Annotated in this window: 19 protein-coding genes and 1 pseudogene; 8 read left to right on the top strand and 12 right to left on the bottom strand. The window is 63.9% G+C overall.

All coding sequences use genetic code 11. The annotated features are described in order from the left end of the window. The first annotated feature begins 374 nt into the window (after nucleotides 1–374). Nucleotides 375–1,028 carry an outer membrane protein gene (locus EOA23_RS12985; RefSeq protein WP_126061792.1) on the top strand — a complete coding sequence of 218 codons (654 nt, stop codon included), beginning with the start codon at nucleotides 375–377 and terminating at the stop codon, nucleotides 1,026–1,028. 71 nt (nucleotides 1,029–1,099) lie between these two features. Here EOA23_RS12985 and EOA23_RS12980 read toward each other — a convergent pair whose 3' ends face one another. The 5 genes and pseudogenes from EOA23_RS12980 to EOA23_RS12960 all read right to left on the bottom strand — a co-directional run bounded on the left by EOA23_RS12980 (nucleotide 1,100) and on the right by EOA23_RS12960 (nucleotide 4,270). Continuing rightward, a complete protein-coding gene (locus tag EOA23_RS12980) occupies nucleotides 1,100–1,516 on the bottom strand; it encodes a GFA family protein (RefSeq protein WP_127304418.1) in 417 nt (138 codons plus the stop codon). 86 nt (nucleotides 1,517–1,602) lie between these two features. Next, nucleotides 1,603–1,980, bottom strand: a complete 378-nt coding sequence (locus EOA23_RS12975) for a TfoX/Sxy family protein (RefSeq protein ID WP_127304417.1) — start codon at nucleotides 1,978–1,980, stop codon at nucleotides 1,603–1,605. Nucleotides 1,981–2,242: 262 nt separating this feature from the next. Further along, a pseudogene (locus tag EOA23_RS12970) lies at nucleotides 2,243–2,843 on the bottom strand (glutathione S-transferase family protein). A gap of 264 nt (nucleotides 2,844–3,107) precedes the next feature. Further along, nucleotides 3,108–3,371, bottom strand: coding sequence for a histone (locus EOA23_RS12965; protein WP_127304416.1), 264 nt, complete (start codon nucleotides 3,369–3,371; stop codon nucleotides 3,108–3,110). Between the two features lie 383 nt (nucleotides 3,372–3,754). Beyond that, complete coding sequence (locus EOA23_RS12960) at nucleotides 3,755–4,270, bottom strand: DinB family protein (protein WP_126061797.1); 516 nt, start codon at nucleotides 4,268–4,270, stop codon at nucleotides 3,755–3,757. Nucleotides 4,271–4,374: 104 nt separating this feature from the next. On the opposite strand from EOA23_RS12960, the gene EOA23_RS12955 reads away from it, so the two are divergent. The 3 genes from EOA23_RS12955 to EOA23_RS12945 all read left to right on the top strand — a co-directional run bounded on the left by EOA23_RS12955 (nucleotide 4,375) and on the right by EOA23_RS12945 (nucleotide 6,804). Continuing rightward, complete coding sequence (locus tag EOA23_RS12955; protein ID WP_126064731.1) at nucleotides 4,375–4,965, top strand: TetR/AcrR family transcriptional regulator; 591 nt, start codon at nucleotides 4,375–4,377, stop codon at nucleotides 4,963–4,965. Between the two features lie 178 nt (nucleotides 4,966–5,143). After that, a complete protein-coding gene (locus tag EOA23_RS12950) occupies nucleotides 5,144–5,548 on the top strand; it encodes a YciI family protein (RefSeq protein WP_127304415.1) in 405 nt (134 codons plus the stop codon). Continuing rightward, a complete protein-coding gene (locus EOA23_RS12945; RefSeq protein ID WP_127304414.1) occupies nucleotides 5,545–6,804 on the top strand; it encodes an RNA polymerase sigma factor in 1,260 nt (419 codons plus the stop codon). Before EOA23_RS12950 ends, EOA23_RS12945 begins: the two co-directional genes overlap by 4 nt. A 57-nt stretch (nucleotides 6,805–6,861) precedes the next feature. Here the strand turns inward: EOA23_RS12945 and EOA23_RS12940 are convergent, their stop codons facing one another. The 4 genes from EOA23_RS12940 to EOA23_RS12925 all read right to left on the bottom strand — a co-directional run bounded on the left by EOA23_RS12940 (nucleotide 6,862) and on the right by EOA23_RS12925 (nucleotide 8,875). Beyond that, nucleotides 6,862–7,476: a LysE family translocator gene (locus EOA23_RS12940; RefSeq protein WP_127304413.1), complete on the bottom strand. Its 615-nt coding sequence runs from the start codon at nucleotides 7,474–7,476 to the stop codon at nucleotides 6,862–6,864. Nucleotides 7,477–7,492: 16 nt separating this feature from the next. Continuing rightward, nucleotides 7,493–7,945, bottom strand: a complete 453-nt coding sequence (locus EOA23_RS12935; protein ID WP_126061801.1) for a hypothetical protein — start codon at nucleotides 7,943–7,945, stop codon at nucleotides 7,493–7,495. A 110-nt stretch (nucleotides 7,946–8,055) separates the two neighbouring features. Next, entirely contained in the window at nucleotides 8,056–8,418 is a 363-nt protein-coding gene (locus EOA23_RS12930) for a DoxX family protein (protein ID WP_127304412.1), read from the bottom strand. Nucleotides 8,419–8,452: 34 nt separating this feature from the next. After that, nucleotides 8,453–8,875: a VOC family protein gene (locus tag EOA23_RS12925; RefSeq protein ID WP_127304411.1), complete on the bottom strand. Its 423-nt coding sequence runs from the start codon at nucleotides 8,873–8,875 to the stop codon at nucleotides 8,453–8,455. 182 nt (nucleotides 8,876–9,057) lie between these two features. Here EOA23_RS12925 and EOA23_RS12920 point away from each other — a divergent pair, with 182 nt between their 5' ends. Next, nucleotides 9,058–9,813, top strand: a complete 756-nt coding sequence (locus EOA23_RS12920) for a helix-turn-helix domain-containing protein (RefSeq protein ID WP_126061804.1) — start codon at nucleotides 9,058–9,060, stop codon at nucleotides 9,811–9,813. A gap of 15 nt (nucleotides 9,814–9,828) precedes the next feature. On the opposite strand, the gene EOA23_RS12915 is transcribed toward EOA23_RS12920, so the two are convergent. The 3 genes from EOA23_RS12915 to EOA23_RS12905 all read right to left on the bottom strand — a co-directional run bounded on the left by EOA23_RS12915 (nucleotide 9,829) and on the right by EOA23_RS12905 (nucleotide 12,080). Continuing rightward, entirely contained in the window at nucleotides 9,829–10,677 is an 849-nt protein-coding gene (locus tag EOA23_RS12915) for a 23S rRNA (adenine(2030)-N(6))-methyltransferase RlmJ (protein WP_127304410.1), read from the bottom strand. A 58-nt stretch (nucleotides 10,678–10,735) separates the two neighbouring features. Further along, on the bottom strand, nucleotides 10,736–11,365 hold the full coding sequence (locus EOA23_RS12910; protein WP_126061806.1) for a hypothetical protein: 630 nt from the start codon (nucleotides 11,363–11,365) through the stop codon (nucleotides 10,736–10,738). 100 nt (nucleotides 11,366–11,465) lie between these two features. Continuing rightward, the gene (locus tag EOA23_RS12905) at nucleotides 11,466–12,080 is read right to left on the bottom strand and encodes a TetR/AcrR family transcriptional regulator (RefSeq protein ID WP_245474152.1); all 615 of its coding nucleotides are present in this window, start codon (nucleotides 12,078–12,080) and stop codon (nucleotides 11,466–11,468) included. Nucleotides 12,081–12,215: 135 nt separating this feature from the next. Between EOA23_RS12905 and EOA23_RS12900 the strand changes: the two genes are divergently transcribed. The 3 genes from EOA23_RS12900 to EOA23_RS12890 all read left to right on the top strand — a co-directional run. Further along, complete coding sequence (locus tag EOA23_RS12900; protein WP_127304408.1) at nucleotides 12,216–12,689, top strand: carboxymuconolactone decarboxylase family protein; 474 nt, start codon at nucleotides 12,216–12,218, stop codon at nucleotides 12,687–12,689. 250 nt (nucleotides 12,690–12,939) lie between these two features. After that, entirely contained in the window at nucleotides 12,940–13,293 is a 354-nt protein-coding gene (locus tag EOA23_RS12895) for a hypothetical protein (RefSeq protein WP_127304407.1), read from the top strand. A 492-nt stretch (nucleotides 13,294–13,785) separates the two neighbouring features. Next, a partial coding sequence (locus EOA23_RS12890) for a UDP-glucuronic acid decarboxylase family protein (protein WP_145966423.1) occupies nucleotides 13,786–14,643 on the top strand: 858 nt, incomplete at its 3' end.

The raw sequence follows: 14,643 nt of genomic DNA, 5'->3' as shown, positions 1-14,643 counted from the left end.
GCCGGCACAATATGACGGGCCAAGCGTTAAATGCCATTTCCACCTGGGGCAGGAATGTGGCGAAGCGGCCCGGACGCGCTTCCGCCCCGCCGGATTCGGGGCGCCATTGCCGGCAATATATGTCGCTGCACCCCTTGAACCAAGCGATGTGCAGCGCAACATGATTAGCCTGCTGACATTCGCTGTTGCGAAGATGCAACGTCACGTTTCGGCCTCATTGGCGCCGGGGAATGACCCAAGTTCAGGTTCGCTTCAGCCGCATTTCAGCACGACATTTGGAACCGTTAAACGCCAGGCTCGTTTATCCCCCCGGACGGGCCGGGGCGTTTCATGAACAAGCAAGCCTAAGTGTCTTGTGGCTTAAGGAGTATATAATGAAGACCAATCTCAAATTCGCGCCGCTTGCCGCCGCGCTCGGGCTGTTCGCCTTTGCTGGTACCGCCTTTGCGGCCGACGTCGTTTCCGAGGAGCCGCCGGCTCCCGCCCCGGTTGCCGAGCTTCCGGTTGCTTCCTGGGCCGGCCCCTATGCCGGTATCAACCTCGGCTACGGCTTCAGCGGCCATGCCGATGCCCGCGATGCAGGCGTCAACGTGAAGACCAAGGGCTTCATCGGCGGCGTCTTCGGCGGCTACCAGTGGCAGCAAGAGAACTTCGTCTACGGCGCTGAAGCCGATCTTGGCTACAACGGCGTCAAGGGCGACAGCGCCGGCATCAGCGCCAAAGGCGGCCTCGAAGGCTCGCTGCGCGCTCGCCTCGGCTATGCCGTGACCCCGGAAATCCTGCTCTATGGCACTGGCGGTCTCGCCGCCAAGAACCAGAAGATCACGGATAGCGTCACGCTCACCGACGAGAGCAAGGGAATGCTCGGCTGGACGGCTGGTGTTGGCACCGACATCAAGATCACCGACAATGTGTTCGGCCGGGTCGAGTACCGCTACACCGACTACGGCGACAAGGACTTCGGTACCCTCGGCAACGTCAAGTCGAAGGACAACCGCGTCACCTTCGGCGTCGGTATGAAGTTCTAAGTCGTAGAAGCCACGACACGGAAAAGCCGGGCCTTGCGCCCGGCTTTTTTTGTTGACCCGGCCGAAAGGCGTCAGGTGCCCGACTGGCGTGCCGGTTGCCTCTGGAAACCATCGTGGGTGGGGATCGACGGCAGCCGTTCCAGCCATTTCAAGCGCGATCGCATAAAGACCTGGGCGTCCGGCCGGTAGTCGCCCGGATCGGTCAAGGTGGCGGCGTGAACGTGGATCTCCGACGGCCATCTTGTCGAGCGGAAATAAAGCCTGGTGCCACAGGACGGACAGAAGCCGCGAAACGTGTCCGTGCTGCTTTCATAGTGCCTGATGTCGCCGGCCCAGCTCAGCTCATCGGCCCTCAGTCCCAGGAAGGCGGTGAAGGGAGACGAGGTGGCACGCTGGCAATCGGCGCAGTGACAGACCAGATTGCGGATGATGTCGCCGGAATATGTCCAAGTGACCGCTCCGCACATGCAATGCCCGCTGAGTGCCATCGCTTCCCCTTTGGCCGGGCGCGTTCGCCAGCGCCGGCACAGCCGATACTGACACATCGCCATGCGGAAAATGGCGAGTCAGCGGCTTACGCGCGCTTCTTTGCGACCTTGGCGGATTTGTCCTTCGGCGGCAGTGTCTGGACAAAGGCCAGAGCAAGATCGAGCCAGAAGGCGAGCTCGGCCTCGCTCGCCGTGCCTGCCGGCCCGACGTGGAGGTAGCCTTCCATCGAGCGCCCGCCCATTTCCATCGGACGCGCATGGGGACGAGCGGCCGCCGCAGCATGCGCGTCCTTGCCGACGCGCACCAACAGCCCACGCTTCGAGGTGCCGATCAGTAGGTTGCCATCTATCATGAAGCAGGTGCCGCCGAACATCTTCTGCTCGGCGAAGGCGCGTCCGCCGAGGCCGGCGCGCAAGCGCTCGACCATCGGGTCGGGCGCGACGCTGGTTGAGGGCTTTGTCATGCTCACCACCTCCGGCTTGGATGATGTCAGGCAAGCATGGAAGCGGGTGGCGGTTCAAGCTCGCTTCTCCTTCTCCCCTTGCGGGAGAAGGTGGCCGAGCGAAGCTCGGACGGATGAGGGGTGCTCCAGCTTGGCGCACACCTTGGTCAGTCTCGGATGGCGCCAGGTTCACCAGCGCCTCACTCCGTCCAACACCCCTCATCCGTCTCGGCGCTATCGCGCCGATCCACCTTCTCCCACAAGGGGAGAAGGAAAAGGCGCCTCACCCCGGCACGCTTGCTTTCAGTTCCGGAAACTTCTCGTCAAACCTCGCAGCCCAGCGCACGAGCCGGCTTCGGCCCTTCTCCCATTGGCCGGAAAACCGCAGCGCGAGATAGCCAAGGGTGGCGCGCAGCGCCATGTGGCCGGCGGTGATCTTCTTCGGCAGCTTGGGCGGGTTGGCGTTGATGAGGTCGAGCGCGGTGGTGATCTTGCCCCACTGGCGGTCGAGCCAGGGCTGGTAGACCATCTCTTCCGGCCGCGTCCGCCGCTCATAGACCATCGACAGCGCGCAGTCGCAAATGCCGTCGGCCAGCGCCTCGAGACCTTCCGCCTCGAGCCGCTTGTCGGGGTTGCGCGGGAACAGCGCGTTCTTCGACAGCCGGTTGAGATGCTGGGTAATAGTGCGGCTGTCATAGATCGAGCGGCCATCCTCCAGCACCAGCACCGGGATCTTGCCGAGCGGGTAGGTTGGCCGAGATCAGTTCGGCGGGCTTGTCTTCCGTCTTGATCGGCACGAGGTCGATGGCGATGCCGGCGTAGACGGCTGCCATGCGGACCTTCGAGCTGTACGGGGACGTGGAGGCATAGAGCAGTTTCGGCATGATCGATTTCCCAATTGTCTGCCGCACTGTTGACCGAATGGGACCTCCAGGGCAACGGCCCAGCAAAGCCGATCCGGATTAGCCACGTCCTGCCGGCGCGGATGCGGCAACAAAAAAGCTCCCGGAAGGTTTGCCTGGCGGCAAATTTCCGGGAGCTTTAGGAGGAGCGTCCGCGCCGACTCCGCTCGCTCAGACACCGAATTGGCGAGAGGCCTGAATAGCACCCGCCCTCACCCGTTGCGGTTCGCGCGCGAAGCTACGCGATTACTTCTTGGCGGCCGGCTTCTTCGCCGGAGCTGCCTTCTTGACGGCTGCCGGAGCCTTGGCGGCGGCGGCCTTCAGCGGAGCCTTGGCGGCGGGCTTTGCCGCGGCCTTCGCGGCCGGCTTCGCTGCTGCCTTGGCCGGAGCCTTGGCGGCTGCCTTCGGTGCCGCTGCCTTCTTCACTGCTGCAGGTTTCGCGGCAGCCTTAGCTGCCGGCTTCTTTGCCGGCGCTTTCGCCGCCGGCGCCTTGGTTGTGGTCTTTGCCATGCGATGCCCCTTGCGTTTTGCCTAAGGTCGTGAGTGACCCGGCATGCTCATGCATATCTGACTCGCGACTGTCTAGCCAGCGAAGCAACACAATGATTTTCAGTTATTGAATTTTGGTTACACGAAGATGCATCTCATCGAAAAATTGTGAGCGAATCTGTCACTTTCGAAGTGACGGGCCGGCGCACAGACTTTCGCGTGGCTTCTATCACCCGATGATCCATCCATTCGCGGCATAAGCTTATATCGTAATGTGAGCAGAGTGCTCACAATAGAGAACCCGCCGCTGAACACCGGCTTCATCTTGTCCAGCGAAAACATCTACAGATGAACCGGCCACGCGAGGCGGTCAAAGCTTACGCGTTTGAAAGCGAGCTTCAAGCTCATATCTCGACCTGCAGGCGGCGCGCCGGTTCGACCCGGTGCAGGTGCACGGCGTAGGTGTCCCAGGGCGGCGAGACCGCGATCCCGGCCAACATTCGGCCGACCTCGCCGCGATGATAGCCGCCGTGCAGGACGACATGGGTCAGCATCTCCTGCCTCGTCATGCAGCCCTTGTCGCCATCGGTGAAGGTGAAGGCGATCGGCTCGGCAAGTGCCTGCTCCGAAATGGTTTCGAGATGGTCGAGATACCAGCGATCGACCTCGGCCAGAGCGGCTCGCAGCGCGCGTGGCTCGGGCGTGTCCGGCGTATTGTCGCCCGCATAGCCGTGGGCGACGCCCTCCAGATGCGCGGCAAAGATCCGCGACACGACATGGATATGGTTCATCAGGCGGATCGCGGCGTGTCGCTCTGCCGCGCCGCGGGACGGATCCAATCCGGCAAGCGTCTCCAAGAGCTCGTCATCCGCCCAGGCCTGATAGGCAAGCAGGCCCTTCAGCAAGGTCTTGGCGCTCATCTTCGTGGCTCCATTTGCGTTGGCGAAATGAATGTGAGTATCCTGTTCATATTCTCGGGAGACGGGCCAGCATGTCTACTCGCATTGCAAAGCCGGCCGCGCGCATGCGCAAGCAGCCGCGCCAGGCGCGTTCGATCGCCACCGTCGAGGCGATCATCGAAGCCGGTGCTCACGTTCTGAGCGAGCTCGGCTGGGTCGGCTTCTCCACCAACAAGGTGGCCGAAGCCGCGGGCGTCAGCATCGGCTCGCTCTATCAGTATTTTCCCGACAAGCTCGCTCTGGTCGAAGCGATCCGGCGCCGTCACTTCGATCATGTGCTGTCGGTGATTCGCGAAGCGTCGGCGGAGGAGAAGCCGCTCAGGCAATTCGCGCGCGAGCTGGTGCGCGGTATGATCGGCGCGCACTCGATCCATCCGACGCTGCACCAGGTGCTGCTCGACGAGGCGCCCGGAGACCGCGGCTCGCGCGCCGCGCATGCCTCGTTCCAGGCGCGCTACCTCGAACATTACGCCGCGGCCGTCGCGCAATACCGCAAGCGCCGCAAGGACACCGAGACGATGGCGCGCGTGCTCTCCTCGGCGGTCGAAGGCGTGATCCACAACGCGGCGCGGCGCAACATGCTCGACGCGCCGGAACTGCAGAAGCAGCTCGTCGAGCTGATTTCGGCCTATCTGTCAGGCAGCCGGGCTACCTGACCTGTCGGGCGCCAGGGCAGCCTCAGACGGCGCCAGCGGACGAGGCCTGCGGTGGCTCGCGTACCGCCACGCCGCCTCGTCGGCCGCCGGCATCGCAAAATAATTCGCATCGCCTGTCGATTCCGCCGATCCCCGTTCGTCGTATCATTGCAACCAAACAACGAAGGACGACACACCGATGCGTTTCATGATGCTGATGATCCCCGGCGGCTACGCGACCGCGGCTCCCGACGTCAGGCCCGAAGCGGAAGCCGTGGCGACGATGATGAAATACAATGAAGAGCTAAAGCGCGCCGGAGTGCTGCTGGCGCTCGACGGGCTGCATCCGCCGTCCTCGGGCGCGCGGGTTTCTTTCAAGGGCGGCAAGCCCACCGTCACCGACGGCCCGTTCGCCGAGGCGAAGGAAGTGCTCGGCGGCTATTGGGTGATCGATGTGCGCTCGCCCGAGGAAGCCATCGAATGGGCGCGCCGCTGCCCAGCGGGAGAAAACGACGTCATCGAGGTCCGGCGCGTTTTTGAGATGAATGATTTTCCCGAGGACGTCCAGAAGGTCGCCGAAGGGTTCGGCGAGCTGAAGGGTTGACCGCCACGGCGGCGATCGAAGCGGTCTGGCGGATCGAGCAACCAAAGCTCGCCGCCAGGCTCACCCGCTATTTGCGCGATGTCGGGCTGGCCGAAGAGGTGGTGCAGGATGCTTTCGTGCTGGCGCTGGAACGCTGGCCCGGGGAAGGCATTCCCCACAATCCGGCCGCCTGGCTGACCCGGGTCGCCACCAACCGGGCGCTCGACCGGCTGCGCCGAACCGTGCTGATCGACGGCAAGCATCGTCAGTTGGCCGTCGACCTCGCCGAGTTGGAGCGCGAGATGCCCGACATCGAGGCGGCGCTGGACGAGGACATAGACGACGATCTGTTGCGGCTGATCTTCACCGCCTGCCATCCAGTGCTGGCGCCCGAACAGCGCGCGGCGCTTGCGCTCAGGATGCTCGGCGGCCTCTCGACGCCTCAGATCGCACGCGCCTTCCTGGCGCCGGAGGCGACCGTCGCCCAGCGTATCGTGCGCGCCAAAAGAACGCTGCGCGAAGCCGGCGTGGCCTTCGAGATGCCGCGCGGGCAGGAGCGGCGCGAGCGGCTCGGCGCCGTGCTGGAGGTGATCTACCTGATCTTCAACGAAGGCTACGTCGCTTCCGCCGGACCGGACTGGCTGCGCACGGATCTCTGCGGCGAGGCAATGCGCCTCGGCCGTCTGCTGGCGGCCCTGGTGCCGCAGGAGCCCGAGACGCTCGGCCTGATGGCCCTGATGGAGCTCAGCGCGTCGCGCTTTGGCGCCCGCATCGACGCAGCGGGCAACCCGGTCCTTCTGCTCGACCAGGACCGCAGCCGCTGGGACTGGTCGCTGATCCGGCGCGGCCTCGACGGGTTGAACCGCGCGATGGCGCTGACGCCGGCACCTGGCCCCTATCAGCTGCAAGCGATGATCGCCGCCTGCCATGCACGCGCCGTGAGCGCGGCCGACACCGACTGGATCGCCATCGCCGCATATTACCAGGCACTTGCGCTTGCAGCGCCCTCGCCCGTCGTCGAGGTCAACCGGGCGGTCGCTGCCGGCATGGCGTTCGGACCGGCGCAAGGGCTGGCAATCGCCGACGCGCTGCGGGACGAACCTCGGCTCAAGTATACGCATTTGTTGCCCACGGTGCGTGGCGATCTTCTGGCGAAGCTCGGACGGATGGACGAAGCCCGCGCCGAATTCCGCCGCGCCGCCGGGTTGGCCGGCAATGAGCGGGAACGGGCGCTGTTGCTTGCGCGGGCTGGTGGTGGAGAAGCCAACTCGGGATAGGCCGGCGGGACAGCGCCTATCTCAGCTGTCTATTGCCTGCCATTGAACCGGCGTCTCTCAGCGCGTGGCGACCACGGCCATGCCGGCGCCGATCATCACACCACCGGCGGCGCGGTTGACGCGGCGCACGATCGCTGGTGTGCGCAAGAGGCCGCGGGCTCGGCCGGCGAGCAGGACATGTCCACCGATGACCACGGCCTCGACGATCAGGATCACCGTCGCCAACACGCCAAGATCGCCGGTGTTGAGCGACGCGCCGACCACGTTGGGCAGCAACGCGACATAGAACAGCGGCATCTTCGGATTGCCGAGGTTGAGCGCGATGCCGGCGGCGAAGGTCGCCAGCAAGCCGCGTCGGTTCGATACCGGCTGCGATGCCGGGACCACGGGAATGGCGGTCCACAGCCTGACGCCCATCCAGATCAGATAGGCCGCGCCGCCATAGCGAAGCACGGTCATGACGACCGCCATCTTGGCGGCGACGATCGACAGCCCGAAGGTGGCGAGCACCAGAAAGATCAGGATGCCGACCACCGTCCCGGCCCCATAGGCGATGCCCGACGCAGCGCCGCTGGAGATCGTGCGGGCGACGATCGTCATATTGTCCGGGCCGGGACTGGCGGCGAATACGAAGAAGGCCGCCGCGAAGGCAAGCAGCGTCGTGATATCCATGCCCGTCAGCGAAGCCTCAGCGCAGCACGCGGCAGCGGCCGTTATAGACCAGCCAGCGGTCGAAGCCCAAGACGCAGAACTCGACATTGTCGCCGATCGAGGCAAAGCCCTGGCCTTCCTCGATCAGATAGAAGATCGAGCGGTCGCGGCCGTCGGACAGGTTGACGGTGGCGCGGCAATAGTGGCGGCCGATCGGCCATTCCTCGCTCGCCGGCTCGTAGCGATGCTGGCGGATGTCGCGGAAATCGGTAATCGCGACATCCGGCAGATGCGGCACGTGATGCACCTGATAGGAGAAGCGGTCGGTGATCTTGTTCAGCACCCAGCTTTCGCCGCAGACGCTGCCATCGTCGCCGCTGTAAACGGAAAGGTCGGCGGCCTGCGCCGCCTGGGTAAAGCCCAGCGGAGCGGCGAAGGGAGTGGACAGCGCAACCAGCGCGGCAAGGACGGAATGGGCGAAGCGAGTCATGACAGCCTCTCAAGGTCGGTTGCACGCACTGTGCGGATTCGCTTGGCGGCGGTCAAGCGGTCGCGAAAACAATGGTTTCCGCAAAGCTTCGTTGCGGATTTGCCGGTTGATCAGTGAGTGCCGGCAAGCAGCAGCCCGCCGATGACGGCAATGTTGATCAGAAAGGCGTTGCGCAGCACCTGGCGCTCCGGCTCCGCGCTCGCCCAGAAACGCAGCAGCATGAAGTTCGTCGCCAGCGTGAAGATGACCAGAGCGACGGCGGCAAACAGCCGTGCCACGCCAACGGCGAGCAGCGAGCCCGCGATGACCTCGACCGCCGAACCGGCGGCCAGCATCAAGGTGGGGGCCGGAAATTTCTGCGCGGCCAGATAGTCGCGCATCGCCCCGAATTTGAGGAAATGCTCGACGCCGGCGAAGACGAACACGCCGCCGATGAGGAGAGCGCCGACAGCTTGGATCATTGGAACAGGCATGGCGGCCTCCTCTCGACGACGTGGTTCGTTCCATTCAATCCTCGGGGATGAAGGCCGGGTTGTAGACGACCTCCCACAGGTGATCGTCGGGATCCTGGAAATAGCCGGCATAGCCGCCCCAGAAAGTATTCTGCGCCGGCTTGACCACGCGCGCGCCGGCCTTGACGGCCTCAGCCATCACCGCGTCGACCTCGGCCTCGCTGCCGACATTGTGGCCGATGGTCAATTCGGTCGGGCTGCGGCCGCTTTGCGGCACGGTGGCATCCCAGGCGATGCTGGCGCGCTCGTAGATGGCGAATTTCAGGCCGCCGGCGAGATCGAAGAAGGCGACGGCGCCATGCTCGAATTCGCGGCCGATGATGCCCTCGGTCGGCAGGCCGAGGCCGTCGCGATAGAATTTGAGGGAGGCTTCCAGATCATCGACGCCGAGCGTCAATACGGTGATGCGAGCTTTCATTTCTCTCACTCCTTTCTATATTCGTGACCACAGTCGCAAACGGATGCGGTCCGATGCGAGCGCGTGAAGCGCCGTGAAGTTCCGTCCGTTTTGCCATGGATGACGCGGCCGGCATTGAATGTTTCGGCCAAAATAACCGTCACACCGATCCGGCAACCTCGCTGGAGCAGATCGGAGAGGAGATGGAACCGGTCCTGGCACAGACCACCGGCTTCTTTCGGGAGCGGCCTGCCGCCGGCGGGCTGGCCGATGCCTTCTCCGCTGTCTGGGTCCATCGCATGGACGAGCAGACCGTTCCCCCTATCGTCATCACGCCGGACGCGACGATCGACCTGCAATGGATCGATGGCCGCTTCCGTATCGCCGGCCCGGACAAGGAGCCGCAGATCGAGCAGCCTGCCGCTGGGGCGGTGATCGTGGGCTTCCGCTTCCGGCCGGGCGCGGCGGCGGGCTGGCTCGGCGTGCCGGCCGGCGAAATCGTCGGCGGACGGCTTGATCTCGGCGAACTGTGGAGCACGCGCAGCCGCGAGCTTTCAGACCGGATCAGAGCGACGCCCAACCTCGCCGACCTGGTTCGGCGTCTGGAGGAGACGATCGGCGCGCACACGGAAGGACGCGCTGCGCTCGACCCGCAGATGGGCCGGGTCTTTGACGTCATCGACGAAGGTTTGCCGCCGGGAACGCCGCTGGTTCCGTTCCTGCAACGCCAGTTGCATATGAGCGAGCGGACGCTGCGCCGGCGTTTCGAGGATGCTTTCGGCTATGGTCCGAAGACGCTCGACCGCATCCTGCGCTTCCACCGGTTCCGGCGCATGCTGCGGCAGCAGGGCGAAGCCTCGACCGCGCTGCTCGCCATCGAGGCCGGCTATGCCGACCAGGCGCATCTGATCCGCGAAAGCCGGCGGCTGACCGGCGTGACGCCCTCGGCGTTGTCTTGAGCGTACGCAGGCGCCCTACTCGCCCGCCAGCCAATCAGAGGTCCAGCGCGACGGCTGCCGGACGGCTAGCGCCTTATGCAGGGCGGGCAACAGGACCTTCAATTCGCCTTCCAGCGTATAGGGCGGATTGACCACCACCAGCCCGCTGCCGTCGAGGCTGGGCTCATCCGAGGCGGGCCGGATTTCGAAGGCGATGTCGAGCAGCTTCGGAATGCCGGTTTCCTTCAGCGCCGCGCGGAAGGCCGTCACCGCCCTGCGATCCTTGATCGGATACCAGAGCGCGTAGATGCCGCCCGGCCAGCGCCGGTGCGCCTTGCGCAGGCCATCGACCAGACGGGAGAACTCGCCTTCCTCCTCGAAGGGCGGATCGATGAGCACCAAGCCGCGCTTTTCCTTCGGCGGCAGTTGCGCGCCCAGCGCCAGCCAGCCGTCGAGCTCGATCACCCTAACCTGGAAATCGCCCTCGAAAACGAATTTGAGCCGCGCGGCATCCTGGGGATGCAGCTCGACCGCCGTCAGCCGGTCCTGGCTGCGCAGAAGATGGCGAACGATCAGCGGCGAGCCGGGATAATGCTTGAGGCCGCGATCGGGATTTTGTACCCGCACCGCTTCCAGATAGGGCTGAAGCAGCGCCGCCGCCTGCGGCTCGAGCGTCGCCTCGGTGAGCCGGCCGATGCCGCCCTGCCACTCGCCGGTCTTGCCGGCTTCGACCGAGGCAAGATCGTAGCGGCCGATACCGGCATGGGTGTCGATGACGCGAAAAGCCTTGTCCTTCTGCTTGAGATATTCGACGAGGCGCGCGAGCACGGCATGCTTGACGACATCGGCGAAATTGCCGGCGTGGTAGGCGTGGCGATAATTCATACCGGCCTCACTTCAGAGAGCATGATGTCGTCCGAAAACCGCTTCACACTTTTCGGTATCATGCTCGTGGCGAACCGTTGCGGCCCCAGCGCGGCGGTGGCGGCTGCGAATTGGGATTCTGCGGATGGCCTCCGCCGCGGCGGCCGAAGACGAGCGACAGCACCAGTCCGGCAAGGCCGACGCCCATCAGCGTGTAGCCGGCCGGCTCAGCGCGTTCGTCAATCGAGCCGGTGCCGGCGCGCAGGACGAGATCGACCGCGCGCATGTCGATGCCGTCGGCATCGCCGGGACCGACGGTGAAGACGTAAGGGCCGGGCGTGACCCTGTCGATGACGCCGGCCTCGTCCCGAAAGATCTTGTCGGGCAGTTGCGGGCTGGTCTGGCGCGGATTGTCGGTATGGTTGAAGGAGAGCGCCGAGGCCAGCGCCGTGCGGCCGCCACTCGCCGCCGTTAGCGTCAGCACCGTGCGCTGCTGGCCCGCGACGCGCTCGGCTCGCGCGGTCAAGTCGACCAGCACCCGCACCGGCGCGTCGCTCGTGGCGAGTTGCACGGTGACCGGCCGGAAGCGGCCGCCCTCATAGACGCGGTAGGTGCCGATCGCATGGCCGGAAAAGTTGCTCATCGCCCAGGGATAGAAGATGCCGATGGCGGCACCGGCAATGAGGAGAAGGACAAAGAGGAAGCGCATTCAGACCCTTGGCTGTTTTGTTCGGCTGGCGGCTGTCCGCTCTATCTTTTTTTGACGCAATTCCGGACGGAAAACCGCCCACACTTTTCCTGGAATTGCTCTAGCGGTCTTCCCCTCCGGCAGCTTCGCGGACCCGCTCCATCTCGTCCAGAAACATTTCCAGGCCAAGCTCGAATGTCTTGTCGAAGCCGGCGCTGCCAAAATAGGCGCCGGCCTTCACAACGCTCGGATAGTCACGCGCCAGTTCCTCATTGCTGACCGTGGTGACGGCCGAAGGCCCCTTGGCGTAGCCGGCCGTCTCGTCGAGGATCGCGCCCATCAGATAGTAGCCGGCGGCGCGGAACAGGCGGGCGCTGAGCTCTGGCCCGAAGCCGCCATCCTCGAACATGCCGATAATGGCGTTGAGCTTGGCAAGGCAGGGCGGCGAGTTCATGCGGTAGACGACGATGAAGGGCGCGAAGGCCGGGTGCTCGGTGGCGACACGGCGGAACTCCTGCATGCCGATGCGGGCCCGCTCGCGCCAGGGCAGATCAGCGCCAGGGATGACGAGCCCGCTCATCTGGCGGTCGACCAGCGCCTCGTAGAGATGCGCCTGCGAGGGAAAGTGGTGATAGATGCTCATCGCCTCGCAGCCGAGCCTGGCGGCGAGCTTGCGCATCGAAAAGCCGGATAGCCCTTCCCGCTCGATCACCTCGAAGGCAGCATCCTCGATCATCTCGCGGGAGAGCTTTCCGCGGGGGCGCTTGTTTTTGCTCGATGCATCCATGGGGGCGCTTGACAACTTACACTGTAAGGTTCATCGTTCGCATACCTTACATCGTAAGGCTAACAAAAACCAGAGGAGAACATCATGTCAGTCATTCGCATCGCCTCAGCCGTGCATTCCTGCCTTCGTTCCGCCTCGCTCATCGCCATCGCGGGCGCGTTTGCCGTGGCGCTCGCCTCCGCGCCCGCCCGGGCCGATGATTACGACGCCACCCTCAAGGACATCCAGTCGACGATGGGCGGCGTGCCGACCTTCGTCAAACAGTTCCCGAAAGCCGGTCTGCCCGGCGCGTGGGCCGAGGTCAAGGCCATCGAGCTCAGCGACGAGACGGCGCTGACGCCGAAGGAGAAGTCGCTGATCTCGCTGGCGGTCGCGGCGCAGATCCCCTGCAGCTACTGCATCTGGTCGGACACCGAAAACGCCAGGCACGCCGGCGCCACCGACCAGGAGATCCAGGAAGCCGTCGCCATGGCGGCGCTGACACGTCACTGGAGCACCATCTTCAACGGCATGCAGATCGATTTCGATCAGTTCAAGAAAGAGATGGGCGGAGAATAAGGGCTCAGGCACAGGGTACCGAAGGTGAAAAAATGGCCCGCGGCGACGCGGGCCATTTTGTTGCCACGCTTTGCCGGCACCGGCGGGATGTCCGGCCGTAAGCCGTCTCGCCCCCCTTGCGGCAACAGAAAAACCCGTGCAAGCGTTCAAACAGCTATCGCTAAATTAACCTGGTTGCCATAATAAGCTTGGGTGGGCGGCTGATCATGATTCGAACATAAGCGCCGCGCGCTTGAGGGGATTTTACTTCATGCTGATAGCCTATCGAGGCTTAAGCCGGCCTTGCCTCTACGAAAATTTTCGCTTTCCGATCAAGGCCCTGCTCCGTTTTTTTGTCCTGAGTGCGTTGTTGGCAACTTCCGGTTGCCAATACTTCAACTTCGGTCAGACGAGCTCATTCAGCGTGTCGCAAAGCGGCAACGCCGCCTTGATCGACTTGAAACCAACCCGACACATCCATACAGAGAGCTCCTCTCGCTCGGCGCCGGTGGTAAGGATCAATCCTTATCTTGGGAATGCTGGTTTTATTTGCGGCCCGAGCGGCTTTGGACAGCAATCGCATTGCTTCGCCAGAAGTGCCGGGGCGGTCGCCGAGAACATCTAGGCGCGATGCGGCAATCGCGACCCGGCGTCTTGCTGACGTTGCTTCCAGGCTTCAAGGATGATGCGGAGAGCCTCTCCCGGCCTGCTACCGCAATTCGATGAACGCGGCGCCCGGTTCCAAGCTTTCCTGGGCATCATCTCACTGCTGATAAGCCCGGTGCGCCCACTCCTTGGTTAACCATTCGCAAAGACGTGAGGTTAACGAAACGCTAATTTAGTTGACTACCCCCGGCACAGGTATATCTTTATATGCGTTGGGTGTGCAATTTGGGCGAGCAGTCTGCGGTGGTGGCAACCGACTCGTGGATCGCGACCTAGGGGCATGAGGGACGCTTAGGCGGCGAAGACAAGCCGTAGAGCGACAAGCCCCGCGAACTCAGAAAATTACGACGCACATCAGTGCAGGCGGTTCTGCCTCTGCGGAGGAATCGCCGTTGTGACCTGGTCGGGCAATGCCCGTCCCGGAATGGTAGCGTGTGCGTCCGAGGTTGCCATGAATAGGCTCATCAAAGTTCTGAAGCCGGTTCGATCGGGTCGAAAGAGCATCGATCGCGGCCGGGCCCTGGTCACCGGCGGAGCGGGATTCCTGGGTTCTCATTTGTGCGAGCGACTGCTTGCGGACGGCTATGAAGTCATCGCCCTGGACAATTTCCGCACCGGCAAAAGGTACAATCTAGCCGGCATCGCGCGCGACGCCGCCTTCACTTGTATCAGTCACGACGTCGTCGATACGTTGCCGACGGATCTCGCCGTCGACGAGATCTACAACCTTGCCTGCCCGGCGTCCCCGCCTCACTACCAGGCCGATCCCATTCATACGTTCAAGACCAGCGTGCTCGGGGCAATCAACCTTCTGGAACTTGCCCGACGCCACAACGCCAAGATATTCCAGGCCTCGACCTCAGAGGTCTATGGCGACCCGCTGGTGCATCCGCAGCCCGAAGGCTATTTCGGCAACGTCAACACGCATGGACCGCGCGCCTGCTACGACGAAGGCAAGCGCTCGGCCGAAACGCTGTTCTTCGATTATGCGAGAACCTACGGCCTCGATATCCGGGTGGCGCGCATTTTCAACACCTATGGTCCACGCATGCGGCCCGATGACGGTCGCGTGGTTTCCAATTTCATCGTCCAGGCGCTGCGCGGGGACGATATCACCGTCTATGGCAACGGCACGCAGACCCGCTCCTTCTGCTATGTCGACGACCTCATCGAAGGGTTTATGCGGCTGATGCGGTCGCCCGCGGCGCCGAACCATCCGGTCAACCTCGGAAACCCCGGCGAGTTCACCGTCATGGAACTGGCCGAGCTCGTCCTCGATTACACCAATTCCCGCTCGCGGATCGTGCAC

This window comes from Mesorhizobium sp. M2A.F.Ca.ET.042.01.1.1 (assembly GCF_003997405.1).
Lineage (GTDB): Bacteria > Pseudomonadota > Alphaproteobacteria > Rhizobiales > Rhizobiaceae > Mesorhizobium.
Note: the sequence above shows the minus strand (reverse complement) of the source record. Positions and strands in the feature narration are given on the sequence as shown.

What these genes read in the sequence shown, in the direction of transcription:
- EOA23_RS12985 (WP_126061792.1), top strand. Translation starts at nt 375, where the DNA reads ATGAAGACCAATCTCAAATTCGCGCCGCTTGCCGCCGCGCTCGGGCTG.
- EOA23_RS12980 (WP_127304418.1), bottom strand. Translation starts at nt 1,516, where the DNA reads ATGGCACTCAGCGGGCATTGCATGTGCGGAGCGGTCACTTGGACATAT.
- EOA23_RS12975 (WP_127304417.1), bottom strand. Translation starts at nt 1,980, where the DNA reads ATGACAAAGCCCTCAACCAGCGTCGCGCCCGACCCGATGGTCGAGCGC.
- EOA23_RS12965 (WP_127304416.1), bottom strand. Translation starts at nt 3,371, where the DNA reads ATGGCAAAGACCACAACCAAGGCGCCGGCGGCGAAAGCGCCGGCAAAG.
- EOA23_RS12960 (WP_126061797.1), bottom strand. Translation starts at nt 4,270, where the DNA reads ATGAGCGCCAAGACCTTGCTGAAGGGCCTGCTTGCCTATCAGGCCTGG.
- EOA23_RS12955 (WP_126064731.1), top strand. Translation starts at nt 4,375, where the DNA reads ATGCGCAAGCAGCCGCGCCAGGCGCGTTCGATCGCCACCGTCGAGGCG.
- EOA23_RS12950 (WP_127304415.1), top strand. Translation starts at nt 5,144, where the DNA reads ATGCGTTTCATGATGCTGATGATCCCCGGCGGCTACGCGACCGCGGCT.
- EOA23_RS12940 (WP_127304413.1), bottom strand. Translation starts at nt 7,476, where the DNA reads ATGGATATCACGACGCTGCTTGCCTTCGCGGCGGCCTTCTTCGTATTC.
- EOA23_RS12935 (WP_126061801.1), bottom strand. Translation starts at nt 7,945, where the DNA reads ATGACTCGCTTCGCCCATTCCGTCCTTGCCGCGCTGGTTGCGCTGTCC.
- EOA23_RS12930 (WP_127304412.1), bottom strand. Translation starts at nt 8,418, where the DNA reads ATGCCTGTTCCAATGATCCAAGCTGTCGGCGCTCTCCTCATCGGCGGC.
- EOA23_RS12925 (WP_127304411.1), bottom strand. Translation starts at nt 8,875, where the DNA reads ATGAAAGCTCGCATCACCGTATTGACGCTCGGCGTCGATGATCTGGAA.
- EOA23_RS12920 (WP_126061804.1), top strand. Translation starts at nt 9,058, where the DNA reads ATGGAACCGGTCCTGGCACAGACCACCGGCTTCTTTCGGGAGCGGCCT.
- EOA23_RS12915 (WP_127304410.1), bottom strand. Translation starts at nt 10,677, where the DNA reads ATGAATTATCGCCACGCCTACCACGCCGGCAATTTCGCCGATGTCGTC.
- EOA23_RS12910 (WP_126061806.1), bottom strand. Translation starts at nt 11,365, where the DNA reads ATGCGCTTCCTCTTTGTCCTTCTCCTCATTGCCGGTGCCGCCATCGGC.
- EOA23_RS12905 (WP_245474152.1), bottom strand. Translation starts at nt 12,080, where the DNA reads ATGATCGAGGATGCTGCCTTCGAGGTGATCGAGCGGGAAGGGCTATCC.
- EOA23_RS12900 (WP_127304408.1), top strand. Translation starts at nt 12,216, where the DNA reads ATGTCAGTCATTCGCATCGCCTCAGCCGTGCATTCCTGCCTTCGTTCC.
- EOA23_RS12895 (WP_127304407.1), top strand. Translation starts at nt 12,940, where the DNA reads ATGCTGATAGCCTATCGAGGCTTAAGCCGGCCTTGCCTCTACGAAAAT.